The sequence below is a fragment of the Bdellovibrio bacteriovorus HD100 genome (assembly GCF_000196175.1).
Lineage (GTDB): Bacteria > Bdellovibrionota > Bdellovibrionia > Bdellovibrionales > Bdellovibrionaceae > Bdellovibrio > Bdellovibrio bacteriovorus.
In genome coordinates this window covers 2,471,117-2,494,981 of the sequence record NC_005363.1, presented here as the reverse complement: position 1 = coordinate 2,494,981, position 23,865 = coordinate 2,471,117, and the positions used below count along the sequence as shown (strand labels likewise).

The 23,865-nt window shown below is 51.5% G+C and carries 20 protein-coding genes; 8 read left to right on the top strand and 12 right to left on the bottom strand.

What is annotated here, in order from left to right:
- Position 1 precedes the first annotated feature (1 nt).
- Both BD_RS11785 and BD_RS11780 read left to right on the top strand, forming a co-directional pair.
- Positions 2-1,429, top strand: a complete 1,428-nt coding sequence (locus tag BD_RS11785; RefSeq protein WP_011164979.1) for a fibrinogen-like YCDxxxxGGGW domain-containing protein — start codon at positions 2-4, stop codon at positions 1,427-1,429.
- Positions 1,430-1,447: 18 nt separating this feature from the next.
- Positions 1,448-2,914: a fibrinogen-like YCDxxxxGGGW domain-containing protein gene (locus tag BD_RS11780; protein WP_011164978.1), complete on the top strand. Its 1,467-nt coding sequence runs from the start codon at positions 1,448-1,450 to the stop codon at positions 2,912-2,914.
- Between the two features lie 15 nt (positions 2,915-2,929).
- On the opposite strand, the gene BD_RS11775 is transcribed toward BD_RS11780, so the two are convergent.
- The 6 genes from BD_RS11775 to BD_RS11750 form a co-directional block, all read right to left on the bottom strand.
- Positions 2,930-3,814: a transposase gene (locus BD_RS11775; protein ID WP_041583584.1), complete on the bottom strand. Its 885-nt coding sequence runs from the start codon at positions 3,812-3,814 to the stop codon at positions 2,930-2,932.
- A 128-nt stretch (positions 3,815-3,942) separates the two neighbouring features.
- On the bottom strand, positions 3,943-4,164 hold the full coding sequence (locus tag BD_RS11770; protein ID WP_011164976.1) for a hypothetical protein: 222 nt from the start codon (positions 4,162-4,164) through the stop codon (positions 3,943-3,945).
- A gap of 86 nt (positions 4,165-4,250) precedes the next feature.
- The gene (locus BD_RS11765; RefSeq protein WP_011164975.1) at positions 4,251-5,708 is read right to left on the bottom strand and encodes a sensor histidine kinase; all 1,458 of its coding nucleotides are present in this window, start codon (positions 5,706-5,708) and stop codon (positions 4,251-4,253) included.
- Positions 5,686-6,372 carry a response regulator transcription factor gene (locus tag BD_RS11760; RefSeq protein ID WP_038449804.1) on the bottom strand — a complete coding sequence of 229 codons (687 nt, stop codon included), beginning with the start codon at positions 6,370-6,372 and terminating at the stop codon, positions 5,686-5,688. The genes BD_RS11765 and BD_RS11760 overlap by 23 nt, the downstream gene beginning before the upstream one ends.
- Positions 6,353-8,470, bottom strand: coding sequence for an LTA synthase family protein (locus BD_RS11755; protein WP_050792943.1), 2,118 nt, complete (start codon positions 8,468-8,470; stop codon positions 6,353-6,355). The genes BD_RS11760 and BD_RS11755 overlap by 20 nt, the downstream gene beginning before the upstream one ends.
- A 35-nt stretch (positions 8,471-8,505) precedes the next feature.
- Positions 8,506-8,916 carry a hypothetical protein gene (locus BD_RS11750; RefSeq protein WP_011164972.1) on the bottom strand — a complete coding sequence of 137 codons (411 nt, stop codon included), beginning with the start codon at positions 8,914-8,916 and terminating at the stop codon, positions 8,506-8,508.
- 92 nt (positions 8,917-9,008) lie between these two features.
- On the opposite strand from BD_RS11750, the gene BD_RS11745 reads away from it, so the two are divergent.
- The 5 genes from BD_RS11745 to pdxH all read left to right on the top strand — a co-directional run bounded on the left by BD_RS11745 (position 9,009) and on the right by pdxH (position 12,825).
- Positions 9,009-9,254, top strand: coding sequence for a Sec-independent protein translocase subunit TatA/TatB (locus tag BD_RS11745; RefSeq protein WP_011164971.1), 246 nt, complete (start codon positions 9,009-9,011; stop codon positions 9,252-9,254).
- A complete protein-coding gene (gene selD, locus BD_RS11740; protein WP_011164970.1) occupies positions 9,251-10,303 on the top strand; it encodes a selenide, water dikinase SelD in 1,053 nt (350 codons plus the stop codon). The genes BD_RS11745 and selD overlap by 4 nt, the downstream gene beginning before the upstream one ends.
- On the top strand, positions 10,293-11,432 hold the full coding sequence (mnmH, locus tag BD_RS11735) for a tRNA 2-selenouridine(34) synthase MnmH (protein ID WP_041583583.1): 1,140 nt from the start codon (positions 10,293-10,295) through the stop codon (positions 11,430-11,432). Before selD ends, mnmH begins: the two co-directional genes overlap by 11 nt.
- Positions 11,433-11,535: 103 nt before the next feature.
- Positions 11,536-12,231, top strand: a complete 696-nt coding sequence (locus tag BD_RS11730; protein ID WP_011164968.1) for an FKBP-type peptidyl-prolyl cis-trans isomerase — start codon at positions 11,536-11,538, stop codon at positions 12,229-12,231.
- A gap of 3 nt (positions 12,232-12,234) precedes the next feature.
- Positions 12,235-12,825 carry a pyridoxamine 5'-phosphate oxidase gene (pdxH, locus tag BD_RS11725; protein WP_011164967.1) on the top strand — a complete coding sequence of 197 codons (591 nt, stop codon included), beginning with the start codon at positions 12,235-12,237 and terminating at the stop codon, positions 12,823-12,825.
- Positions 12,826-13,053: 228 nt separating this feature from the next.
- On the opposite strand, the gene BD_RS11720 is transcribed toward pdxH, so the two are convergent.
- Positions 13,054-13,497, bottom strand: a complete 444-nt coding sequence (locus BD_RS11720) for a pseudoazurin (protein WP_041583582.1) — start codon at positions 13,495-13,497, stop codon at positions 13,054-13,056.
- Positions 13,498-13,805: 308 nt separating this feature from the next.
- On the opposite strand from BD_RS11720, the gene BD_RS11715 reads away from it, so the two are divergent.
- Complete coding sequence (locus tag BD_RS11715) at positions 13,806-17,252, top strand: tail fiber domain-containing protein (RefSeq protein ID WP_436628884.1); 3,447 nt, start codon at positions 13,806-13,808, stop codon at positions 17,250-17,252.
- A 46-nt stretch (positions 17,253-17,298) separates the two neighbouring features.
- Here BD_RS11715 and BD_RS11710 read toward each other — a convergent pair whose 3' ends face one another.
- From BD_RS11710 to BD_RS11690, 5 genes are all read right to left on the bottom strand, one after another.
- Positions 17,299-18,618: a hypothetical protein gene (locus tag BD_RS11710; RefSeq protein ID WP_011164963.1), complete on the bottom strand. Its 1,320-nt coding sequence runs from the start codon at positions 18,616-18,618 to the stop codon at positions 17,299-17,301.
- Positions 18,619-18,631: 13 nt separating this feature from the next.
- On the bottom strand, positions 18,632-19,396 hold the full coding sequence (locus BD_RS11705) for a type IV pilus modification PilV family protein (RefSeq protein ID WP_041583580.1): 765 nt from the start codon (positions 19,394-19,396) through the stop codon (positions 18,632-18,634).
- A gap of 128 nt (positions 19,397-19,524) precedes the next feature.
- Complete coding sequence (locus tag BD_RS11700) at positions 19,525-22,362, bottom strand: LVIVD repeat-containing protein (protein ID WP_011164961.1); 2,838 nt, start codon at positions 22,360-22,362, stop codon at positions 19,525-19,527.
- A gap of 55 nt (positions 22,363-22,417) precedes the next feature.
- Entirely contained in the window at positions 22,418-23,098 is a 681-nt protein-coding gene (locus tag BD_RS11695; RefSeq protein ID WP_011164960.1) for a hypothetical protein, read from the bottom strand.
- Positions 23,099-23,106: 8 nt separating this feature from the next.
- Positions 23,107-23,799, bottom strand: a complete 693-nt coding sequence (locus BD_RS11690) for a TIGR02147 family protein (protein WP_231839161.1) — start codon at positions 23,797-23,799, stop codon at positions 23,107-23,109.
- Positions 23,800-23,865 lie beyond the last annotated feature (66 nt).

Below are 23,865 nucleotides of genomic sequence, written 5' to 3'. Positions count from 1 at the left end.
TGTGAAGATCATCGGAAAGATCGCCTTCATTCTAGCTGTGTCACCTTTGCTGGTGGCACTGAACACCCAGGACACAGGTCACAGGGTGAATCGTGGCACCACCAAAGCCATCCATGCCCATAACGTCTGTAAGAAAGTGGTCAATGCGACGGCCGACAAGGACTTTTTTGTTCCCACCAAAACGGCAGCAGAGTGGACGGCGTTTCGGGCCGCCACGATCACCAATGTCTCTTTGACCAAGTGTGGTTCCTGTCTGGATATTTTGAACAACAATGGTTCTGAAGGGGATGGAATTTACTATATTGATCCCACGGGCAGTTCTCCTTATCCGGTCTACTGTGACATGACCACCGATGGTGGCGGGTGGACGCGTGTTTTCAAACACAATATCGCCGGCGGATATTTTGCCGATGCGACGGATGCCAGCAGTAAAAATACCACCACTCCGACAGCGGATCTGTATTCCATTCTTAATAAAATCGATCACTTTAAAACTCCGGGGAACAAATATCAGTTCCGTCTGACCTGGCCCGGAGAAGACTTGAAAAACATCTGGTTTCAAACCACCAATCCCACGGCCGACGTGAGTGTTGCCGGATACAAGACCGTCTTTGTGCAGGGCTACACCAACTATTGGGGTGGACTTGAATTGGGGAACGGCGCTCATGGCCCAGCGCAGACTTCGTCGTATCTGGAAGGTTCGGTCAATCACGTGAACTGGTTCTATTCCGTTGGGGCCTATGTTTCTTGGGGAACCACTCCGGTCGGGATTCCGGCTTCCGATGTGCTCGGTGCCAGTCACGGTGTGGCGGAAGTGAATTTGTGGATGAAGGAAGATGACACGCACACTATCTATAGTTCCTGCAAAGCGATTTTGGCGGCCGGCGCTTCCAAGGGGGATGGCATCTATACCATTGATATTGATGGAGCCGGAGCCACAGCGCCTTATGAGGTCTTCTGCGACATGACCACATCCGGTGGGGGCTGGACTCTGGTGGCGTACTCCAACGGCACTGTGACGGGCGCAACACCGAATGATTTCTTTGTGAATACATACAATCTGGCGGCGGCAGGTAAGCACATAATGGCGACGCAGCAGGCTTCCGTGAATCCTGAAGCGTTTTCGATAGCAGTGAACACGACGGATGCCATGTTTATTTCCCCGTCTTACAACAGCGGAGCACCGATCATTGATCTGGCTGGCGGCAACTGGAACTATAACAATACCAAGTGTACCGGGAATCTGCGCCACACCAGCAGAACGGCAGGATGTGCAGGGCAAAATGCCAATGATAATTATAACTCTTCTGATGCGTTTAACATAGCATTCAACTCCGGGAACGAGGGGATCGTGCCGACGTACAAGGCGACAGAAGTGTGCTACAGTGGTAAAGGGAATGCGTGTAACTTCAAATTCTATCTTCGTTAAAACGGGACGTGAACAGATATGAAACTGCGAATTGCACTGATGATCATGATGGCGCCTTTTGTGCTGGGAATTAACACTCTCAGCGAGGGCTATCGTATTCCAGTTGGTGGATCCACACGTATTTACGTTCCATACGTTTCGACTCAAGGGTCTTGCTATATCATCGACAACAATCACGCCAGCAGTGACTTGTTCGTGCCGACGAAGACTTCGACCGAGTGGACGTCCTTTGTTGGAGCCTCCAAACCTGCATTTATCGTAGCCACGCAATGCTATCCAAAATCCTGCAAAGAAATCAAAGAGCTGATGGGAAGCCCGGCCGATGGGACTTACACGATTGATTCCGATGGGACCGGGGCCAACGCGCAGTACTCGGCCTATTGTGATATGACGACGGACGGGGGCGGCTGGACCCGCATCTTCCGTCACAACGTGGCTGGAGGTTATTTCGCCAGCACGGCTGATGCGCAGTCTAAGAATACAGGAGCTCCGACGGGAAATCTGTATTCTCAACTGACCAAGATTCCGGATTTTGCCACGAACGGCAAATATCGTTTCCGCCAAACCTGGCCCGGGTATTCCAATAAAAATATCTGGCTTCAGAGCACGAACCCGCTCAGCGACGTGGTCGTCGCCGGATGGACGCCAATTATGGCGACGGCCATCACGGACAAGTGGGGTGGCTTGGAGTTGGGAAACGGAACTCATGGTCCTATCAATAACAATCAGGCCTTGCTGGATGGTTCGGTGCAGATTTCTGACTGGTGGTACGCCATCGGATCGACAGTGGCCTATGGAACCCCGGCGGGTATTCCGGCAGCAAGTTCGATGCTTGGAAGCAATGTTGGTGTGGCGGAAGTAAATCTGTGGATCAAAGAGGACGACACCTATACCACTTACAACTCTTGTAAAGCCATCCTGGATGCCGGAGCTTCTATCGGTTCGGGATTGTACACGATCAATCCCGGTGGTGGGGGAGCTATTCCGGTTTACTGTGATATGACGACAGATGGTGGTGGTTGGACGCGAATTCTGAACCATAACTATTCAGACGGAGTGTTTGCCAACGTCGCAGAGACTTTAAGCTACAACTCAGGATCGCCGCTGGCGGGCCGTTATTCGATCATGGGTCGTGTGGCCGGGTTCTATCGATCTGGCAAGCTGGAGCTCAAAATCAATTGGCCCGGTTCGGGAAGTGCCATTCGTAACTGGTGGACTCAGACCAGCAACTTCACGTCACAACCGGTGGCAGGCTACGTGGCCGTGGCGATTGAATCCACCTCGAACTATTGGGGCGGTCTGGAATACAATGGTGCCAGCAACACGGCGTTGGCTGACGGTTCTGCCAATCATTCGAACTGGTTCTATGCGGTGGGGATGATGGCGCCGGCGGGGTATGGGACTCCGGTGGGGATTCCGGCTTGTGATACGGTTACGGGGGCGGGGACGATTGGTGTTCCGCGCGTGGAGCTTTGGGTGAAATAATCACAAACTGGCCCCTCACTGTGTGGCGGCTATCCTCCTGTTATGCTCTAAAGCATAAATTGCAATATGCCCGGCCAGCTGGTCGGGCTTTTTCGTCGTACACCATGTCTTGCGAATCAATCGATTGATATTCGCCCGCATCATCGCAAACGTGTGATTCAATGAAAAAATCGGATCCCAGCGAAGCTTCTTTAACTCTCCCTGACCGACCACAGCCCCTCTTCCTCCCAGCACTGTAGTATGAATTGCTTTCGGAAAGTACTTCTGCACATCACCTGGATAAGCCGGATTTGAGTCCGACCTGATAATGGCATTGGGATGAATAAACTGGCGCACTTCTGTAAACAACTTCGCTCTTGCCTGAGGGCGAAAATCCTTGCGCGGACCGTACTTCTTCCTCGAGTAAGCGGCAATTCTGCCTTTTGCTGGCATCTGCGCCACTTCAAAACCCAGAATTCTTCGTGTGGAGTATTCCACCATCAGTGTCACCGAGAGGGGTTTGCACTTGGTGTGCTCAAAGGTCTCCAAATCATCAAACTCAACCTCCACACTGGGGGCGAATTTTTGATTGTGCTTCTTGAGTTGCTCTTTTGCCTGGGCGGCGGCAAAGCGAAATTTGCGAACGACGGTTTTGCGGTTGATTTTCAGAACCCTTGCAATTTCACGCTGGCTCATTTCGCCGGTCAGTAGGTCGCGGATCAGCTTATTGAGATGGCGTTTTTTTTGGCCTTTTAAGCGGCTTTGGGTGGCTGCTGAAAAGCTCTTTCCGCATCGAACGCACCAGAGTCTGGTAAGCGTTTGGCCGTCGGATTTGCGATAGTATCGGCCGAGCCTGCGGATTGTCCGGTTGGCGTCTTTGGGATCTCTTTGAAGGTGGCAATAAGGGCATTTTAGATTCATGCCCTTAAGTAAGAGCAATTGTTTGGCCTGGTTGGGACAGGGATTCAGACCACAGAGAAAGGGGGCAGTTTATAAAAAAAAAGGGAACCCGGAGGTTCCCTTTATCACATCTTTGCTTTCGCAAAAGACTAGTGACCAGCAGGAGCTGTAGTAGCAGGAGCCGCTGGAGCTGCAGCCGCTGCAGGAGCAGCTTCTTTAGCGTGCTTTTTCTTAGCAGCTTTTTTCTCAGCTTTAACTTCAGCAGCAGGAGCCGCTGGAGCAGTTGTTGTAGTAGCAGCTGGAGCAGTTTCGTTAGCGTGAGCAACAACACCTGCGAAAGCGATAGTCATCAAGATAGAAGCGAATTTCATAGTAACCTCCTAATGGTTCTTTGTTAGCTTCAATTGCGAACTAGAAAAGGCTAACAAACGGGGTTAAATCTCTGATTAAAAGCAGATTAAATGTTTTTAATTTCAAATCCGAACTTCGCGCCGGTCCCTGAGTGATTCTGGGCACTTAGCTTGGCATTGTGAAGGATGGCGATTTTTTGTGCGATCGCCAAACCTAGACCAAAGCCTTTAACACGCGTCTCCATGTTGGACCCGCGTGAGAAGCGTTCAAAGATGAACGGTAACTGTTCTTCCGGGATGCCGGGGCCGTTGTCTTCCACCAGCAGCTCGGTGTTTTCATTGCCGTGATTTACGGTGACTGAAACCACTTCCTGATTCGGAGAATACTTGATGGCATTTTCCACGATGTTCACAATCAGATTCGTCAGCAGATCGTTGTCACCGCGAATGCGTTTGTGCTCTTCGCCGGTTTCATTGTTAATCGTGACTTTCAATTTGATATCCTTGGACTTGGCCAGTTTTTCACAGCGAGCCAGGGCTTCAAACACCAGCTCATCAAAATCCAGATCTTCCAGATTTAATGCGCCAATCCCGGCGTCCACACGGGCCAACAGCAGCATCTCCTGCACGATGCTGGACAGATTGTCCACTTCCTGCAGCGCACTTTTAATGAACTGATCCACATCGCGCTTTTCAGTTTTTTGCAGCAGCTCCATTTCACCCCGCATGATCGTCAGCGGCGTCAGCAACTGGTGTGAGGCGTCCGCAACGAAGCGCTCCTGCGACTGGAAGGCCTGCTGGATACGATCCAGCATTTCATTCAGCGTCAGTGACAGCTGTTTGATTTCATCGTTGGCATTGGGAACGGGGACGCGCTTGGAAAGTTCGGTGACTTTGATTTCCTTGGCAATTTTGATGATGTTATTCACCGGATTCAGCGCACGAGCCGACAAGAACATTCCTCCCAGGGTGGCGATGAACAACACAAACGGAATACCCAGTTGCAACAGCGTCAGGCGCTTTTGAATCTGCGTTTCCATCAAAGTCATGGGCACCGCAATCTGCAGCATCAACTGGGGCTTGGCGGCGTTATCCAGGGGGAAGGAGATCAGACGGTAGGAATCGGCCTCGGCAGAGGGAATGTTGCGAATGTGTTCGATGGTACGGTAGGTGGCTTCTTCACCCTTCCAGATGCGTTCGAAATCCTTTTTGTAAGGCGGATTGAATTCACCGAAATTCCCCACGCGCGCCAGCACGGCGCCGGAGCTGTGGCGCACCTGAATCAGGGCTGTTCCCAGCGGGAAGGGCAGGATTTTACCGTGATCCAGTCTTAGAGGCGGAAAACTGAGATCGCCCTTGATGCCGATTTCAATCCCGTCCGAAACGTCCACGCAATAGTTGAAAAGTGCGTCGTCGAAATCCTGTTGAAGGGTGTCGATCATCATTTGGAACAGGAACATGTTAAAAAAGACCGTGGTCGCGCCGAAGATCAGCACGAAGATCAGCGACAGGCGCAGACGAATGCTGAAGCTTTGAAAGAAATTATAGATTTTCTTTAAGAACATATCCTGTCCCCACCACCGTATGAATCAGACGTTTCGGGAACGGGACATCGATCTTTTTGCGCAACAGATTGATATAGACGTCAATCACGTTGCTTTCCGAATCAAAGTGAATGTCCCAGACATGTTCAGCGATCGAGACCCGCCCCAAAGGACGCTCCGGATTTCGCATAAAGTATTCAAGCAGGGCGAACTCTTTGGAGGTCAAAGAGATCTCCTGGGAATTTCTGCGCGCTTTGCGCTGGATCAGATCCAGTTCCAGGTCCGCATACTTCAGGATATTGCTGGTCGCACCGCCTTGGGACGGGGCTTTACGGCGAAGCAGCGCACGCACACGGGCGTGCAACTCATCAAAAGAGTAGGGTTTGGTCAGATAGTCGTCAGCGCCGGCATCCAGTCCATGAACTTTGTCTTTGGTGGTGGAAAGGGCCGTCAGCATCAGAATCGGGCCTTCATAGCCGTCGCGGCGAATGTGGCGGGCGGTGTCGATGCCGCTTTGATCGGGCAGCATCACATCCAGTATCACCAGGTCATAATCGCCCTGGGCCATGTAAGATTCAGCGGCTGATCCACTTTCGGCGAGGTCCACGGCATAGCCGACCTCATTCAGGCCTTTTTTTAAAAAGTTCGCCATTTTTATCTGATCTTCAACGACTAGAATCCGCATGATCCGCGAGTCCTTTCTGATCTTGCTTTTCTTTCATGAAATAGTAATCCAGGACACTCATCAAGGATTTGTATTTTATGGCGAGTTGTTTTTTGTGGTCCGTGTTTTCACCACGGACCAGACGGTCATAGTGGCCTTCCCAGTTCAAAGGGATGTCATTTTCTGGCTTGCTGGCTGTCAAAACCCCGCCGGTGCGGTCGGCAATCAAGTTGAAAGCGTTCACCGCAAAGTCACCGTTTTTATCAAAAAGATCACGTCCCAAAGCGGAGTATGGAACTTCGGACAGGGCCAGGTTGTAAAGAGTCGGGGCAATGTCCGCCTGCGAACCGAAGGACTCGGGATCCAGTTTTTTACGGATAGGCTCAGGCAAATACAGATAGAACGGCACAGAGCCTTTCTGCAAAAGCTCTTGTTCAGTGAAGTTCACAATCCAGAAGGTGTGATCCCCCGTGATGGCGACGATGACTTTGTCTTTCAAAGGCGAGTTTTTAAGCCTTGTCATGAACTTTGCCAGTTGGTCTGAAGAATAGCGATAGGTTCTAAAGCGTTTTTCAGCCAGAGCCGCATCACCAATCAGACGCGACTTCAGTTCGTCCGGGGTTTTCAGGTCCGGCAACTGATAAGATTCGGGCAGCTGATAGGGCGGATGATTCGTCGTGGTCATCGTCAGCAGGAACTGTGGTTCGGTGCTTTCGTTCAGGGTTTTATAGACGTAGTCAAAAAGCTCCTCGTCGTAAACACCCCAGTCGTGGCGTTCTTTCAGGCCGCCCAGGGCCTCGGTCATTTCGCTTTCACCCTCGACGGTGTCAAAGCCCTGCTTGATTGCAAACTTGTTCACTTCGCGCCAGCCGGGATTTCCGCCGTAAAGGAAGCGGGCCTTGTAGCCGGCACTTTTGAAAACTCTGGCGGTGCTGGAGCGGAACGGCACCTGCAGGTAATCACTTTCTGTCAAAAACTCGCCGATCGGTCTTTGTGGCGAGCCGATCATCAGACAGCTTAAACTGCCAATTGTGGCATTGGTGCTGGACAGGAAGTTTGTTAGATAGGTGTCCTCGGTCAGATGTTTTTTGAAGTCACCCAGCAGGTTGAACTCCGGGTGGTCGTAGTTAAACCAGTAGGCCCCCATGGATTCCATCACCAGCAAAAGCACATGCGGGCGGTTTTTTGCAGCCCATTCGTTTTTCGGAGTCTGACGTTTCATCAGATCCAGCGGGTCGGCTGGAACCTGTTCAAGCGGGATCTGATAGAAATCTGCAAAGGCCTGACGGTAATTGCCACCATAACCATAGTGGCGCAGATTGCTGTCCCATTGGGAAATCTGCTGGGCTTTCAGTTCGATGGCACGACCGAATGCGCGCACGCCATTAAAGCTTAAATGATTCACGAAGATACTTTTGGAAATCCCGGTGTCCATTTCGCTGAGTGGAAACAGCGCCAAAGAACCACGGGCGCCGACGCCATTCAGAACAAACAGCACGAAGAAGAACAGTACAAACACCGGATAAGAGATTTTTTGCACGCGCCAAGGAAGCCACTCTCGTCCCTGGGTGAAGTTGATCTTAAGACCTTTCCACAAAAGATAGGTGAAAAGCCCCAGCCCCAGGAAGATCCACACGGCCGGATAGTTGCGCCAGATGGTTTTGGTGATGGCCACAGTGTCGTCTTCAAAATATCCGAAAATCAGAACGTTGATGCGGTCCTGATAGAAGCTGTAAAAGCCAAAGTCCACCGCGGTGATAAACATCACGATAAACAGCATCACCGTGTAGTAAGGAACCAGAAAAGCAGTGAAGCGGGAATAGATGCGGGTCAGGGCGGGTTCAAACCCCTGCCAGAAAGTGAAGAAGCTTAAGAACAGCAAAATCAGCAATGGGATGGCGTTGATGTAAAACAGGACCGTGCTGTCAAAGCGGAAGCCCAGCACAAAGGCTTTAAAAACGGCGGCCCCCAGTTGGGACAGCTCCCGGGAATCCCCGAAGGTCGTCATAAAAGCCCAGCGCCAGATGGAGCCGATAATCAGGAAAGCGACATTCACGATCAGAATGCGCTTAAGGTATAGCCAAGATTGATTGAACCACTGTGCCCGTGCGTTTTTCATTGAGGAAGTGAAAATCTCACTTCCCGGGCTCAGGATCAATCTGGAATTTTACCGAAGTCCCATTTCTTGTTAGGGTCCTCAGGCACGATGACCGTGGATTTCGGGGCAGCCGAGGCCTCGACGGATTTGATGCGTTTATCGCCATCGGCAGTGATCTGTACCGGAGGGCCCCCGGGTTTGCGGGATTTTTCCAGGATCTTTAGCAGTGCGCCATATTGCGGCAGGGAACGGGGCAGGGTGTAGGCCCCCTTGGCTTTCTCGCCTTCAAAGAAGACCTCGACCTCTTCTGAAATCTCTCGGACAACACGGACTTTGGCGGAAAAACTCTCTGATTTTTCCTCTTCCGCTTCCTGTTCATAGATGGACGTGTTCATTTTCTTGGCTTTAGGTGGGTTCTGGGCCTGTGCATTACCAGCCAGGGCCAGCAACATGATGAAACTCAGCATCGTATTTCCCCTTTCTCAATATAATGCACCTCCTTTTGTTGCCGCGCAATAGGCCTTATGCTAGGGTTTCGGTGTTCTAACGAGGAGACCTTATGAATTTGGGTTGGACAGAAATCCTGCTTATCGGTGGTATCGCTTTGCTTCTTTTTGGACCAAGCAAACTTCCCAATTTGGGACGTTCTTTGGGTGAATCCATCCGTGGCTTCAAGAAGGGTTTGAATGAAGATCCTGCAGCGGACGAAAAGGAAGCTAAACAGCAGATCACTCAGAATCCGCAAAGACCGGTGAATGAGCAGCAGCCACAGACTGAAGAGAAAAAAGAAACTCACAACTCATGACTTCCACAAAAATTTCCCTGACTCAGACTGTGCAAAAAGGGGGCTGTGCTGCGAAGGTGGCCGCCTCTGAGCTGCGCGAAATTCTGAAACAGGTGAAATTTCCGGCGGCGCATCCGGCCTTGATGGTGGATGGCGGTCTTTTTGACGATGCGGCGATTTACAAGATCAACGACGAAATCGCCCTCGTGCAAACCCTTGATTTTTTCACTCCCATTGTCGACACCCCAAAACTGTTTGGCGAAATTGCCGCAGCCAATGCGCTGAGCGACGTCTATGCCATGGGCGGAAAACCAAAAACCGCCATGGGTATTTTGGCGTTTCCTTTGGCCACTTTGCCCAAGGAAGTGATTGTCGATGTCATGCAAGGGGCCAGCGACAAAATCGCGGAAGCGGACGCCAATTTCGTGGGCGGGCATTCCATTGATGATGACACGTTGAAGTTCGGCCTTTCGGTGACGGGTTTTGTAAATCCGCAACAAGTTTGGACCAATGCCGGCGCCAAAGTCGGGGATCATCTGATTCTGACCAAGCCCCTGGGTACGGGCACATTGACGGCGGGCTTGAAGCGTCAGGAAGTGCAGGAAGCCGATATCATGGAAGCCCTGCAAAGCATGGCCACTGTGAACAATGCCGTGGACTATATGACTCCGGTTTTGAAAAACGAAGTCCATGCAGCCACAGATATCACGGGCTTTGGTTTGTCCGGTCATGGCATGCAACTGGCCAATGCCAGCCAGGTCAGTCTGCGTATTTCTTTCAGTAAAATCCCGCGCTTTGCCAAGGCGTTGGCCTTCCTGGAAAAAGGTTTTCTGACCAAGGCGCATCGTTCGAATGCCGAATACACGAAAGAAGCCATTTCTGTGGCGGGTCTTGAGTCATTGCAGCAGCATTTGCTGCATGATCCGCAGACCAGCGGTGGACTTTTGTTGTCTGTTTCCCGTGAGGTTAGTGCGGATATGGTTCAGGCCTTGCGCGCAAAATTCAAATCTGCTGAAATCATTGGAGAGGTTTTGCCTCGCCAGGATAAAGCGGTGATCTTTGAGCCTTAAGAATATCAAACCCGATCAGTTAAAAAACCTGTTTCAACAGAACATTCCATTGATGGATGTGCGTGCCCCTGTGGAGTTTTCGCAAGGCTCCATTCCTGGTGCGGTGAACCTGCCGGTCATGAATGATGACGAACGCGCCCAGGTCGGGACGGTTTACAAAAACCAGGGCAATGAAGCCGCGGTGAAGCTGGGGCATGAGTTGGTGTCTGGCCTGGTGAAAGAGCAGCGGGTGGCGGCCTGGAAAAGCTTTGTCCAAGCCCATCCCGAGGCGGTGTTTTACTGTTTCCGAGGCGGACAGCGTTCGCGCATTTCCCAGGCTTGGCTGAAAGAGGCCGGTGTTGAGCGCCCGTTGCTGGTTGGTGGTTTCAAAGCCGCCCGCAACTATCTGATCAAACAAATTGAAGAGTTCTCGGTGCGCCAGGAGCTGATTTCTGTTTCGGGTCCGACGGGCAGCGGGAAGACTCATTTTCTGCGCGGCTTGAAAGGTTGTCCGGTGATTGATCTTGAGGCTTTGGCCCGTCATCGGGGCTCGGCCTTTGGAAATTGGGAGGTTCCGCAGCCCACGCAAGTGGACTACGAGAACAATCTTGCCCGTGAAATTCTGCTTCTTGAGGACAAAATTCATGGAAAAATAAAACCTCTGGTGGAGGATGAAAGTCGCCTGATCGGGCGAATCTCTCAACCGGCCACGTTCTTTATTCGCCTGAGGTCTTCGCCAGTGATCTGGATTGATGAGCCTTTGCCCGTGCGTGTGGACAATGTTTTTGACGACTACATTCTGAACTCCTCCATAGGCAAAAGCCTTGAGGCCGCACCCCGTTGTGCGGAAGAAAACGACATCCTGCGCGCGCAGGCGCTGCAGTTGTTTGCTCGGTATCGTCAGTCTTTGCTGGCGATTCAGCGTAAGCTGGGGGGATTGAGAGCACAGGAAGTGATGGCGGATTTGGAAAAGGCCGAGCTGGCTTACCTAAATCACGCGGAGCTTTCCGGTAATAAGGTGTGGATAGAAAAGCTTCTGCAATATTACTACGACCCGATGTATCTGGGTTCATTGGAACGTCGCCATGTCACGGTGCTGTTCAAGGGAACCCGCTTTGAGGCTGAAAAGTTCGTCCACAGTCTGACGTGAACTTAGCCTCATTTCACTGCGCGTTATCTATTTGAAAATAATAGAAACGAGCGCAAGATAAAGCCTTTAGTATTTAAAACAAAACCCCTTAAGAGGAGACAGCATGAATAAATTGGTTCTGGGTGGTCTGGTTGTTGCGGCGATGGCCTTCACAACAGCTTGCCAAAAGAAAGTTAAGCTCGACACTGATATGAAAAAAGCGAGCTATGCTATCGGTCAACAAATCGGTGGTAACTTGAAACAACAAAACATCGACTTCGATGCAGATGCATTGGCGATGGCTTTGAAAGACGCAGCAGCGGGTAAAAACGAAATGTCTAAAGAAGACATGCAAGCTGCTATGATGAAACTTCAAGAAATGGCGATGAAAAAACAACAGGAACAAGCTGAAGGCAATGCTAAAGCTGGTAAAGACTTCCTGGAGAAAAACAAATCTGCAGCGGGCGTGAAGACAACTGCTTCCGGTTTGCAGTACATCGTTGAAAAAGAAGGCACTGGCGCTTCTCCTAAAAAAGAAGACGTAGTAAAAGTTCACTACAAAGGGACTTTGACTAACGGTGAACAGTTCGACTCTTCCTACGATCGTGGTCAACCGGCTGAATTCCCAGTTGGTGGCGTGATCCCAGGTTGGACAGAAGCTCTTCAGTTGATGAAAGTTGGCGGCAAAGCCAAGCTTTTCATCCCACCTGAGCTGGCTTACGGTCCATCCGGTCGTCCTGGCATTCCGCCAAACTCTGTGCTTGTGTTCGAAGTTGAGTTGATCGACATCGTTAAACAAGACACTAAAAAGAAAAAGTAATTAATGTTCGACATTAACAAAGACCCTTTTGAGCATTTTGACCGCCTGATGAAAGAGGCGGTCGCAAAGCAGATCCCGGAAGCCAACGCGATGTCGGTGGCGACCGTGGATGAAAAGGGTGTGCCCTCCGTGCGCATCGTCTATTTAAAAGAGGTATCGCAGGGGGGCTTTGTTTTTTATGGGAACTACAATTCTCATAAAGGCAAAGACATCGAGACTAATCCCATTGTCTGTCTGAATTTCCACTGGCCCGCGATCTGGCAGCAAATCCGCATTACTGGTAAGGCTGAAAAAATATCCGCCGCAGAAAGTGACGCTTACTTCGCGACACGGGCGCGCTTAAGCCAAATCGGAGCCTGGGCAAGTCATCAAAGCGAAACGATCCCCGCACTGGACTGGTTGTCCCGCCGGGTTCAAGAATACGAAAAACAATTCGACGGCCAAGTTGTGCCACGTCCGCCACACTGGGGCGGGTGGAGAGTCATCCCCACTGAAATCGAGTTCTGGTTCGGCCTGGGCGGACGCCTGCACGAACGCCACATTTACCAGCGCACAGAAGACGGTGGCTGGAAGACATTCTTACGAAGCCCTTAGCTCCTTCTTTTAAATAGAAAGCCCCTACCTGCCCCCTCGGCTGCGAACAGTCCTCGCGGACGCCATCCCGTTGGGATGAGCTGCTGCGGAACTTGCCGATGGGACAGGTAGGGGCTTTCTATTTTAAAAGAAGGGCGTCAGACCTTGTACTTTGTCGACGCCCCCAAAAAGGTGCCTGGTGATTTTTTACTTAGCTTTGTGTCAAATGTCCGTGGGGCGGACAGTTGATTACTTTACTTGCGTTAAATATTTGTCCAGGCGGTCTTTGTTCATGGCGAAGGTTTTGGCCAGTTCTTTGGCTTTGTCTTGCGCCTCTTTGAGGTTGGTTGGGTTGCCTACTTGGATGACGCCGACCATGGCCATGGGCAGGTGGGCTTTGCATTCGTAGACATAGACACCCTCTTCGCTGACTTTGATTGTCAGGGGTTTGTTTGATGGGGCGCTGAAGGCTTTGGCGCTTTTTGGGATCACCACAGAAGACACGTCATGGGCAGGGTCGGTGGGGACGAACTTGATGGTGTCGCCTTTGGCGGCCTTCAGGTAAGCCGGTTCGAAGACCATGATGCCTTCTTTGCCGTTGTTGAGCATTTTGATTTCGTGAGTGGCGGCATTGGCCGCCAGGGCGCCATTAAGCAGGATAACAGTCGCAATAAGTTTTAGATTTCTTTTCATAGAACACCTCTTTCATAGGGGGGATTTCGCTCTTGTTTTTTGAGTTGGTCAAAGCTGTATTCTTTCTTTCATGATGAGCATCATGGTGCTTCCGAATATTTTTTTCGCCCAGGGATCAACCCGTAAAAAATAGCAATGAGTAGCTAGGTTCCTAAGTAAGGGAAGTGCGTGTATTTGAGTAAGGATCGCTTTTTCGCCCGAGCAGCAATTAACCAGCGGATGGAGCTTCAGACAATTGAATGTGACATTGATTTCATGTTTTGACCCTTTTGGCATGTGATGAGGCTGCCGAAAGAATTAGCACTATGATGCGACACTTCGGAACGTACTTGATTGCGTGTCTCTTTTTTGGACCGTTGACCTTGTCAGCGGCGCCGCAGTTTCTGACCTATCAGGGGCGGGTGCTTAAGAATAACGGTTATCCTCTTGAATATGAAAATGTCAGTTTTAGTTTTGAAATCACAAATCCTGACGGACTTTGTGTGATTTACCGTGAGCAAGTTAATGGCATCAACATGGTGAACTCCGGAGGAGTTTTCGATGTGGCGATCGGTTCGGGAGCCCGACAATATCCGGCGGATGCAGGATTTAATTTGCTCGATACCTTTAATAATGCGACTCCTTTTGTTTGTGATGGAGGCAGCCTCTATTCGCCAGCCTTCAATGACGGGCGTCGTTTGCGGGTGAAATTTCACGACGGGACCGGATGGAAAACAATCACGCCTGATTCAGTGATTCGCACAGTTCCCTATGCCGCCTATGCGTCTTCCGCAGCGAAACTGGGGGCCTATTCAGCTTCTGATTTTTTATTGAAAAATGTTTTGCCGGTGTGTGGTTCGGGTTCTTTCCTGTCCTGGAATGGAAGTGATCTTGTTTGTGAAGGTGTCAGTGGTGCCAGTGGCGGTACTGTGACCCAGGTGTCCTCCGCCAACTCTTATTTGACGGTGGCCAACGGAACTTCAACGCCACTTCTGACGCTGAAGGTGGGGACGGTCAGTGGGACCGTTGCGGCCGGTGACGATGCAAGGCTCACGGATGCGCGCACTCCGAAAGGAGCGGCCGGGGGAGATCTTTCAGGAACCTATCCGGCGCCCTCTGTGGTGGCTTTGCAGGGAGTTGCCGTTGCGAACTCGGTGCCGGCCTCTGGAAATTACTTCAAGTACAATGGTGCTCAGTGGGCTCCGGCCGGGATCAATACCAGTGATGTTAATGGGCTGTCAGCGACACTGAGTACGTATCTGACTCAGTCCGCATTTAATGCGGCGGTCAGCTCTGCCAGTTGTGGTGCGAATCAGGCGGCTTATTGGAATTCCGTGTCCGCTAATTTTCAATGTCAGACAATCAACGTGGGTGTAACAACTGTGTCGGGCACTGCGGGGCAGATTGTGGTCAGCAATGGCAGCACCACACCAACTTTGTCTTTGGCCAGTGTCGGAACCAGTGGATCCTATTTTAAAGTGACAACAGATGCCCAAGGGCGCGTGACCGCAGGGCAGAGTTCACTCACTGCTGCGGATATTCCGGCACTGAGTTGGACGAAGATCACTTCGGATCTGCCCACCACATTGGCGGGCTATGGTATCACCAATGCCGTGACCAATGTCGCAGGAACGCCCAGTTTGCAAACAGGTTTGGATGCAAGCAAACCCGCGGTTGGAACTGCCGGTCGTTTGTACGTGGCCAGTGATACCAAACGAATCTATCGTGACACGGGAAGCGTGTGGGATCTGATTGCCTCAGCGGCAGGCGCCGGGGGCACAGTCACCAGCGTGGCCACAGGCACGGGTTTAACGGGTGGACCGATTTCCACCACGGGGACCATCTCGTTGGCGAACACCGCAGTGACGGCGGGCTCGTATGGTTCCGCAACGCAGGTGCCGACATATACGGTGGATGCTCAAGGCCGATTGACGGCGGCTTCCAACGTCACGATTTCCGGAGTGAGCCCTGGTGGAGCCGCAGGCGGAGATCTGACTGGCACTTATCCGAATCCAACTCTGACTGCGACAGGAGTCACCGCTGGGACGTATCCCAAAGTCACCGTGGACGCCAAAGGACGGGTGACGGCCGGCGCGGCACTTGTTGCGGCGGATATTCCAGCACTGGATACTTCAAAAATTACGACCGGCACCTTTGCGGCGGCAAGAATGCCGGCGTTTTCCGGAGACGCGACTTCAGTGGCAGGAACTACGGCACTGACACTGGCGGACTCGGGAGTTGCTGCAGGGACTTATAAGTCTGTTACTGTGGATACTAAAGGTCGAGTGACTGCAGGGTCGAATCCGACTTCCGTCACCAGCGTGGCGACAGGCACGGGCTTAACTGGCGGACCGATTACCACGACAGGGACCATTTCGTTGGCGAACACCGCAGTGACGGCGGGCTCGTATGGTTCCGCAACGCAGGTGCCGACATATACGGTGGATGCTCAAGGCCGATTGACGGCGGCTTCCAACGTCACGATTTCCGGAGTGAGCCCTGGTGGAGCCGCAGGCGGAGATCTGACTGGCACTTATCCGAATCCAACTCTGACTGCGACAGGAGTCACCGCTGGGACGTATCCCAAAGTCACCGTTGATACCAAAGGACGGGTGACCGCCGGCGCGGCGCTTGCTGCGGCGGATATTCCGGCTTTGGACACGTCCAAATTGACGACGGGAACTTTGCCGATTGCCCGGGGTGGAACTGGTTCAACCACGGGATCTATTACTGGTTCTGGTGCACTGACCTTTGCTGCCGGTGGAACGAATCAGAATATCACGTTAACTCCCAGTGGAACGGGGCGGACTGTATTGAACGGGAATGTGGGGATTGGCACGACGACTCCCGCAGCGGATTTGGAAATCAAAAGAGCATTCGGAGCTGGGGGACATCTGCGAATCGGGGATGGCTATGATGCCAATTCTTTTGCATCCCTTGGATATTCAGCTTACGGGGCCAACCTGATTATTTCGTCAGGGTCCTATTGGAACGGAAGTGATTGGCAGGCCACACATACTTCAGCTTCGCATGTAGCTGTTGGGCCTGACGGTGTGATGTTCAAAAATACCAAAGGTCTTACAATTGGTGGCACTGATCCTCTGAAAAACATGTTGCTGGTCGGTGGTATTCAGAATCGTCTGGAAGTTTATCCGCAAGCGGCGACAGCGGAGGGCGGAGAGATTTATCTTCAAGCTGCAGGAAGTGCGGGGGCGACATCAGATGTGGTGCTGGATAACTATAACAACAGATTCCGGGTGCTTGTGGCCGGAGCAGAGCAAATGGTCGTCGCAAGCTCAGGAAATGTCGGTGTGGGCCAGACAAGTCCTTCCTATAAGATGCATGTCAACGGGACTGTTGCCGGGACTGCGGCGTATGTGAACACTTCGGATCAAAGACTTAAGAAAAACATTACCGTGATAGAGGGGGCGCTGGAAAAGATCCTGCGTTTGAACGGTGTTTACTTTGACTGGCGCAGTGAGGAGTATCCTGATTGGAACTTTGAACAGCGCCACGATATAGGCGTCATCGCTCAGGAAGTTGAGAAAGTGTTTCCGGAGGCGGTTCGCACGGACGACAAGGGATTTAAAGCCGTTGCTTATAGCAAGCTGGTCCCGCCACTAATTGAGGCTGCGAAAGCGGTCAATATGAAATGTGAGATGAACCTGGTTCAGATCAGGGAACTGCAGGATAAAGTCGCAGAGCTTCAGAGAGAGAATGAAATGCTGCAAAATCGTCTGAAGCTCGTCGAACAAAGACTGGGATTGAATCAGTAAAATCCCGACACAGCAAATTTGCAGTGCCGGGATCATTTGGTACCAATTATTTGGCCGCCTGGATTTCGGTTTTTTGAACTACTTCGACAGAGTCGCAGTAAATCTTGTCCAAGGTCTTTGAGTTTGATTTCTTGTAATAGACATACGCGCCTTTGAGTCGGTCGTTGTCAGCGAAGTTCTGCACTTTCCCGTTTACAAGGCCCATGGCCGGACTCCAGTCAATATGACAATGACCTGCCAAAATTGCAGGGGTCTGGCGTACCGGAACTTTTTCGCCGTTTGCCTGGCGCAGGGTTGCTATTTTTTGATCAACCTCTTCGGCAATTTCTAGTTTCAGATCGACAATGGCATCTTTGACCTGGCTGAGCTCGGCCTCCATGGCGGCAATACGCTCGGCTGTCAGGCTTTTTAGTTTCGCGGGATTGCGCAGATCTCTTTCAAGAAGGCTGGCTTTCGTTTCTTTCGTGTGCAGGCCTTTGTTGTTCCCGAGTATTGAAGTCAGCTGAGATTTTACCAGTTCCGAATTGTCTTCCCAGACATCAAAGCCGGCATCCTCCTGGTTCAAGCAGGTCACGCGCACGGTTTTTTTGTCTGTGATGGAGCACGAGGCGATTTTGAAATCCAGCAGATTGTCTTCACCCACGGCTGGCAGGGACAGGTCCTTCAGCAGATCGGTTTTGTTTTTGTTCGAAACCTTTACCAGCAACTGATTTTCCGAATAAGTTTCAGCGGCTTCATTGGCGTCGGTGGATTTGACTCCGCCCAGGCAAATGACCGGACTGGTTTTGTTTTTACCACGATACTGCATCCACCAGTTGCCTTTATAGGACTTGCTCGGGGTTGCGGCGAATTCGCAGTAGTTCGGATCGTTCGGTTCGCGGCTGCAGGCCACACCGTTCATCGCGACGCCGCGGCTTTCTTTGCGATAACAAAGAATCGGGGACTCGCTGGCCTTTAACGGTGAAGAGGCAAGGTGGGAGGTATAGACTTTTTTCGTCAGGCTGACGATCTGGGTTTTACCTTCAAGATAGTCACCGATACGAGGGGACTTGATATTCAGAGTGTCCGCCGGAGGAACCACGACCACACCGATATCGCAAACCCGGCGGGCAACGAATTTGTGTTTGCTAGCTTTGGCATCGTACATCAGATTTCCGTACTGCCAGCTACCGTCTTTATACACGCACGCGCCACCATAGTTTTTCTTGTAGTTCAGGTCAAAGTCATTGCAGGCCACACTGAGTGTGCGCGCCACCCCATTGACGGAGGCAGAGTACGAGCAATCCTTGGGCCTTCCATCGGTCAGGGTTTCGGCTTGCAGGGCGGCCGGAGCAAGTATGAAGAACAGAACGTGCGAGACTTTCATGGGGTTCTCCTTCTTAAATACCTAAAATGTACTTGTTAGCGACATTGCATTTTTCATTGACGTGACAGAAGACATCTTCTCCGTCGGAATCAACGCTTTTGGCGACGCACAGGCCGTTTTGTTCATCCAGGCCCGGAGGGCACGGCAGTTGGCATCGGGCTTCAGTTTCAGTCCAGACTCCACCAAAGCTTGAGCAGATGGCGGCCAGGTCGGTATTCTCAAGACCGGCAGAGCAGCCGATAATGTTTTTACGGTCGTTGTCCAGATAAAGGTAAGTGGCCGCGCGGATGGCCGATTTCGGATTGTTTTGTGCGGTGGTGTCCAGTCGCAGGGAGCCTTTGATAATCCGGCTGTTGCCAAAATCAGTCGCGTTGGCCCCTTCGATTGCAATGTATTGCTGGTTGCGGTTCTTGCGGTCATAGTAGGGGGCTATGCTGATGTTTTCGATTTTGAAGCGGCCGTAAGAGTCTCCGTTTTTTAGTTCCAGAAATCGACCCGAGATTCCTTTGCCCAGAGGGATATCCTTATTGTCAGTCCAGGTGTCGGAGGTGATGGGAATCGGCGTTTCCAGATCCACGATGCCGCAGTTGGCAGATTTGGTCAGCTCGACAAGTTCCCCGGAAAGCTCACGGGCCTCCAGCAGTGTATTCAGGTTCGTTTCGTGTTTGTAGTTGTTTGCGATCAAGGTCATGAAGCCGCTGACGGCTATTCCCAGAAGTGCCAAAGAAAGCAGAGCCTGAATTAAGCTGAAGCCATTTTGATTTCTTAACGCGTGCATTTGTCCCTCGGGTACGGTCATGAGAGGTCCGGGTCTGTATCGGAAGGAAAAGTCAGGTTCTCGAGGGAAATAAAATTCTTTTGTTCGCAGCAAAAGAATTACCATCTCCCTCGCGGTAAATTTTCATACTACTGATGTATGTTGTCCATGTCAGAGATGTCGAACACTTCATATCCGTTGTAAAGTTGGATGTAGAGTCGGTCTCCCTGAACACGTACGCCCTTGGCGTTCCAGCCGCCGAATTCACTTTTGTTGATCGTGCGCTTCAGGGTCGGAGCCGCGGGGTTGGTGACATCAACGACTTCGACATGACCCGCATCGGAAACAAAGACATAGTTGCCTTTCTTTGCCACCATCTGGGCTGTGCCCGGAGTGTTGTAGTTGCCGACAGCGACTGGATTGTTGGGGTCGGCGATGCTGACGATTTGCAAGCCTGAGCCCGAGTCCGCCACATAGACCATGTTTCCGTCGACAACAGAATGAACTGCTGTGCCTGGAGAGTTATAGGTTCCAATCACCGTCGGGTTGGTAGGTGTACTGAGGCTGATCACGCGCAGTCCGTCAGCCTGGCTGGCAGCCAGGAGCAGGCTTCCGGAGTGCGTGATGTGGCGAATATTGGCCACGGGGTGCGAGGTCAGAGCGGTTAAGCTGGCCGGATTTGTCGCATCATACAGGTTCAAGCCGCTGTTGGATTCACGGACATAGAGAATATTGCCAATTTTGACAATGTCGTTCAGATAGCCCGTGCCGATGCGGGCCGCCTGGGACAGAGCCACGGGATTTTCCGGGTCGGTCATATCAAAGGCTTTCACCAGAAACTGGTCCGAAACGTAGAGTGTGGTACCGTCCTCAGTCGGTGGTGCCGAAATCGCATTCAATTCAATGCGCGCCAAATAGGTCGGTTGCTCCGGTGTGCTGTTGTCCAGGACAATAAGCCCCATAGAGCTGTCGGACAAATAGGTTCTGGTGGCAGAGGTTTCCAAAGCCGACAAACTCATGATGGTGTTGGGTTTGTTGATCTTCATGTAGGGCTTCGAAGCATCGTTAAGAATTTTTAGCCCCATGGTTTCGTCAGCAATCAGGATGTTGCCATCGCGGGCCTGAATTCCCAGGCAGCCCCCCAGATGATAGGCCTCTAGCAAGGTTGGAAGGGTGGGAGTGGTGATGTCGTAGACCTTTGCACCTAAGTTGTAATTGCAGGTGTAAAGTTTGTTGTTAAGAATCACCATGTTTTCCGGGACGTAAGAGCCGGAGTTTTTGTAAGCCAGTGTCGGTGTCGCAGGATTTGAAACATCAATGACACCCATGTTTTCATTTCCCCCCACAAAAACATAGTTTCCGTTTTTAACTACGCTGTAAGTTGTGCGGGTGCCTGTGGGATAATTGTAAGTCCCTGTCAGGGTCGGGCTGGCGGGGTTTGAAATGTTCACGATACGAAGAGTGTCGGGCCCAGCCAGATAGGCATAGTTGCCTTCAACAAAGACATCTTCGGCACTGTAGGCGTAACTGCCGGCCAAGGTGGGCGCCGTCGGCGTTGTGACGTTGTAGATATAAAGGAAGGAGCTGTAGACGACATAGACAAAGTTGCCGGACTTCATCAGTCTGCGTGCATTGCTGCCGCTGTCGATTGTGGCAACGACAGCGGGGCTGGCTGGGTTGCTGACGCTGATGACTTTCATGCCGCTGTTGCCGACGGTGGCATAGACATAGTTGTTGTCATAGATGATTTCGCGGGTGCAGGCGGACACGCCTTGTGGTGTCTCGCCAAGGTAAAGCGGTTTGCTTGGGTCGCTGATATCCACAACCGTCAGGCGGCCCCAGTTGTTTTCGCAGATAAAGGCGCGAGTGCCGCCGGCATCCACAGAGTTGGTCCATGATTCCAAAACTCGATAGGTATAGGGAATGTGCGGAGCCTCGGGACTTGAAATATCAATGGCCCCCAGTCCGTAAGTTTCAGAAGCCACAAAAAGGTGAGTGCTGTTGGAGATAAAACCATAGGGAAGTCCCCACCAAAGTGTCGCGAACGTGCTGGCTCCACCCGTGACCACAGGGTTGATGGGATTGAAGATATCAAAGGAAATCAGACCATTGTAGTAATCCATGGCCATAAGAGTATCGCCGCGGATTTCAAGCTGCTGATAGCCGCTGTTGTAGTTGAAGTAATCCATATAACTCAAGGACAGGGCAGGGGCGGCTTTGTTGGAGATATCGATGATGTCCAGGCTGTTCCACTGAACAGCGACGTAAGCATAGTTGCCTTTGACTTTGATGTCCATGGCATCGCCACCAGTGACAAAGCTTCCCAGTAAAGTCGGGGCTGTCGGAGTCGCGAGGTTGAAGATTTTAATCCCCTGTCCTTTGTCCGCCAGATACAAGAACCCGCCATCGATCTGTGCCGACACGGCGGTGCCGTTGGTGTCGACGGTGGTCACCAACTGCATATTGTCAGGATCAGAAAAATCCACAACGCGAAGGCCGCTGGCGCCATCGGGAATATAAGCGATGGTGCCTTGAGTGGCTGCGCGATACGGGTTGGTCAAAGTCAGAGAAGACTGCAGAGTTGGAGACGAAGCTGTGGTGATATCATAGAGCTCCAGAATACCGTTGTTATAAGAGACAAAAAGCTGAGTTCCGACCTGACTGACTTTGTTGACCTTATAGCTTTTCAGCAGATTTACTTCCGAGGGGCTGTAGGGACTGGAGACATCATAGATGCTGATTCCGCGGGACGTTCCCGCAAGAATGTGACTGCCGCTGATCGCAACATCGAAGATCGTCCCGCCATATCCCCAGGCGTCCTGTTTTAAGACGGCTGGTGGTGGCGGTGGTGGCAGGAGCGGGACTGGAGGTTCTGAACTGCCCAGATCCAGAGTCTTTGGCAGGAACAGCTCGGCATTAACAAGCCCGCAAGAGGTTAGCACAGGGATAGCAAGTACAAGGATGGATTTTTTTAGAAACGTTCTCATATGTCTCTCTCTCGGAATCTCGAGGAAATCATATGAGGCAAATGCAACACTTCCTCTATTTTAGATCAGCAATGAAGGGCTGACATATCAAATTGAGATCTTTGTTCGCCTGGGTCATGGCGGCCGGATCGAGCACCGAGGGCTGTTCAGACAGCAGGAACGCGGTGGCCTGGCGAACTGCGGGAGTATTGCCTTTCCAGTGGGGGCTTTGCAAGGCATTGAAAAGCAGAATTTCATGCACGATCAGCCCGGCTTGCTGGAAGCTGTTCATTCTGGTCCAAATATCGTGGTTGATCAGATAGCGGGGGGCCTTGTGCAGTGGTGTGCGGAACTGCAAGGCCACTTGTTTCTTTTCGCATCCCACGGGCACGACATAGGACACTTCATCCTTCACGTTGTGCATTTCATGGCCGGGCAGGTAACGTATCTGTTCCCAAAAGGATTCATTGTCGATGTAGCTTGATAGACAGGTGTGCAGTGCCGGGGCTGTGGTTTTGAGTGGCTCAATCAGCTCTGCGACCGTGTCTTTGATATGCAGAGGTTTAAATGCCGACCACATGGCTTCTTGCGGATGAGCACCGTAAGAATAGATCACGTCTCTTTCGTAAAGATCCAAAAGGCGTGGTGTCTTGCGGGGGCATACAATCACGTCACCGCCGTTGCAGATTTCGTCGCCGGCAAAAGATTGGTAAGGCAGGGCTAGAATCAGAATAAATAGAGTTGCCAATGCGTGCATAAAATCTCCTATTTTAATTTGCTCAAAGGGACAAGTTGAACACCCAGCAGATAAACCTGCTCGGCGTTTCCATCTTCAAGGATATTGGCCATTCTTTTTCTGAAGGCGCGAATTTCCTCTTTGGCCTGGGGTAGTTTGCTCATATCAATCGCCATCATCATGTGCGACACATCCCGAAATTCCACCGGGGTTTTATCCAGGGAGGAACGACTTTGATCCATCAACTGCAGGTGCATGCTTCGAATCACGGAACTGGGGATGTCCTTGCTGGTGGTCAGAAAGGTGTTGGTTCTGACGAAGCGTCCCTGATGTTCTTCGATCAATTTAAGTTTCTGCAGGCGTTTCAGTGCGGACCGCGCCTGGGTGGTCGTGATGGCCAAACGGTTTGCGAACCACGCGGGGTCCAGATTGGAGTCTGGAGTTTTCACCAGACTCAAAATGGCAAGGTGGTACCAGTCGCGGATAAAATGCAGTTCGTCCTGACTGAGCATTCGGTCGGGATGGTGCATTTTTGCGCGCTTCTTCGTGGTTTGGACAAAGTGTTTGGGATCCAGCTTCAGGGCCTGAGTGATCTTGCCTTTATAGTAGGGCGAAAGGGGGCGTGTGCCGTTCAGGATTTCGGACACTCGACCTGAGGGGATTTGTGCCTTCAGGGCCAGATGGCGGCGGGACATTTTCCGACGCTCTAATTCGTCTCGCACAAGCTTTAAAAATTCCAGATGTTCCAAGGTGCTCCCAGTGCTGAGTGAGGGAGCTAAAATTTAGGT

Bases quoted from the DNA above. Each gene is read 5' to 3' on its own strand.
- BD_RS11780 (WP_011164978.1), top strand. From the start codon at position 1,448: ATGAAACTGCGAATTGCACTGATGATCATGATGGCGCCTTTTGTGCTG.
- BD_RS11775 (WP_041583584.1), bottom strand. From the start codon at position 3,814: ATGAATCTAAAATGCCCTTATTGCCACCTTCAAAGAGATCCCAAAGAC.
- BD_RS11770 (WP_011164976.1), bottom strand. From the start codon at position 4,164: ATGAAATTCGCTTCTATCTTGATGACTATCGCTTTCGCAGGTGTTGTT.
- BD_RS11765 (WP_011164975.1), bottom strand. From the start codon at position 5,708: ATGTTCTTAAAGAAAATCTATAATTTCTTTCAAAGCTTCAGCATTCGT.
- BD_RS11760 (WP_038449804.1), bottom strand. From the start codon at position 6,372: ATGCGGATTCTAGTCGTTGAAGATCAGATAAAAATGGCGAACTTTTTA.
- BD_RS11755 (WP_050792943.1), bottom strand. From the start codon at position 8,470: ATGAAAAACGCACGGGCACAGTGGTTCAATCAATCTTGGCTATACCTT.
- BD_RS11750 (WP_011164972.1), bottom strand. From the start codon at position 8,916: ATGCTGAGTTTCATCATGTTGCTGGCCCTGGCTGGTAATGCACAGGCC.
- BD_RS11745 (WP_011164971.1), top strand. From the start codon at position 9,009: ATGAATTTGGGTTGGACAGAAATCCTGCTTATCGGTGGTATCGCTTTG.
- selD (WP_011164970.1), top strand. From the start codon at position 9,251: ATGACTTCCACAAAAATTTCCCTGACTCAGACTGTGCAAAAAGGGGGC.
- BD_RS11730 (WP_011164968.1), top strand. From the start codon at position 11,536: ATGAATAAATTGGTTCTGGGTGGTCTGGTTGTTGCGGCGATGGCCTTC.
- pdxH (WP_011164967.1), top strand. From the start codon at position 12,235: ATGTTCGACATTAACAAAGACCCTTTTGAGCATTTTGACCGCCTGATG.
- BD_RS11720 (WP_041583582.1), bottom strand. From the start codon at position 13,497: ATGAAAAGAAATCTAAAACTTATTGCGACTGTTATCCTGCTTAATGGC.
- BD_RS11715 (WP_436628884.1), top strand. From the start codon at position 13,806: ATGCGACACTTCGGAACGTACTTGATTGCGTGTCTCTTTTTTGGACCG.
- BD_RS11710 (WP_011164963.1), bottom strand. From the start codon at position 18,618: ATGAAAGTCTCGCACGTTCTGTTCTTCATACTTGCTCCGGCCGCCCTG.
- BD_RS11705 (WP_041583580.1), bottom strand. From the start codon at position 19,396: ATGCACGCGTTAAGAAATCAAAATGGCTTCAGCTTAATTCAGGCTCTG.
- BD_RS11700 (WP_011164961.1), bottom strand. From the start codon at position 22,362: ATGAGAACGTTTCTAAAAAAATCCATCCTTGTACTTGCTATCCCTGTG.
- BD_RS11695 (WP_011164960.1), bottom strand. From the start codon at position 23,098: ATGCACGCATTGGCAACTCTATTTATTCTGATTCTAGCCCTGCCTTAC.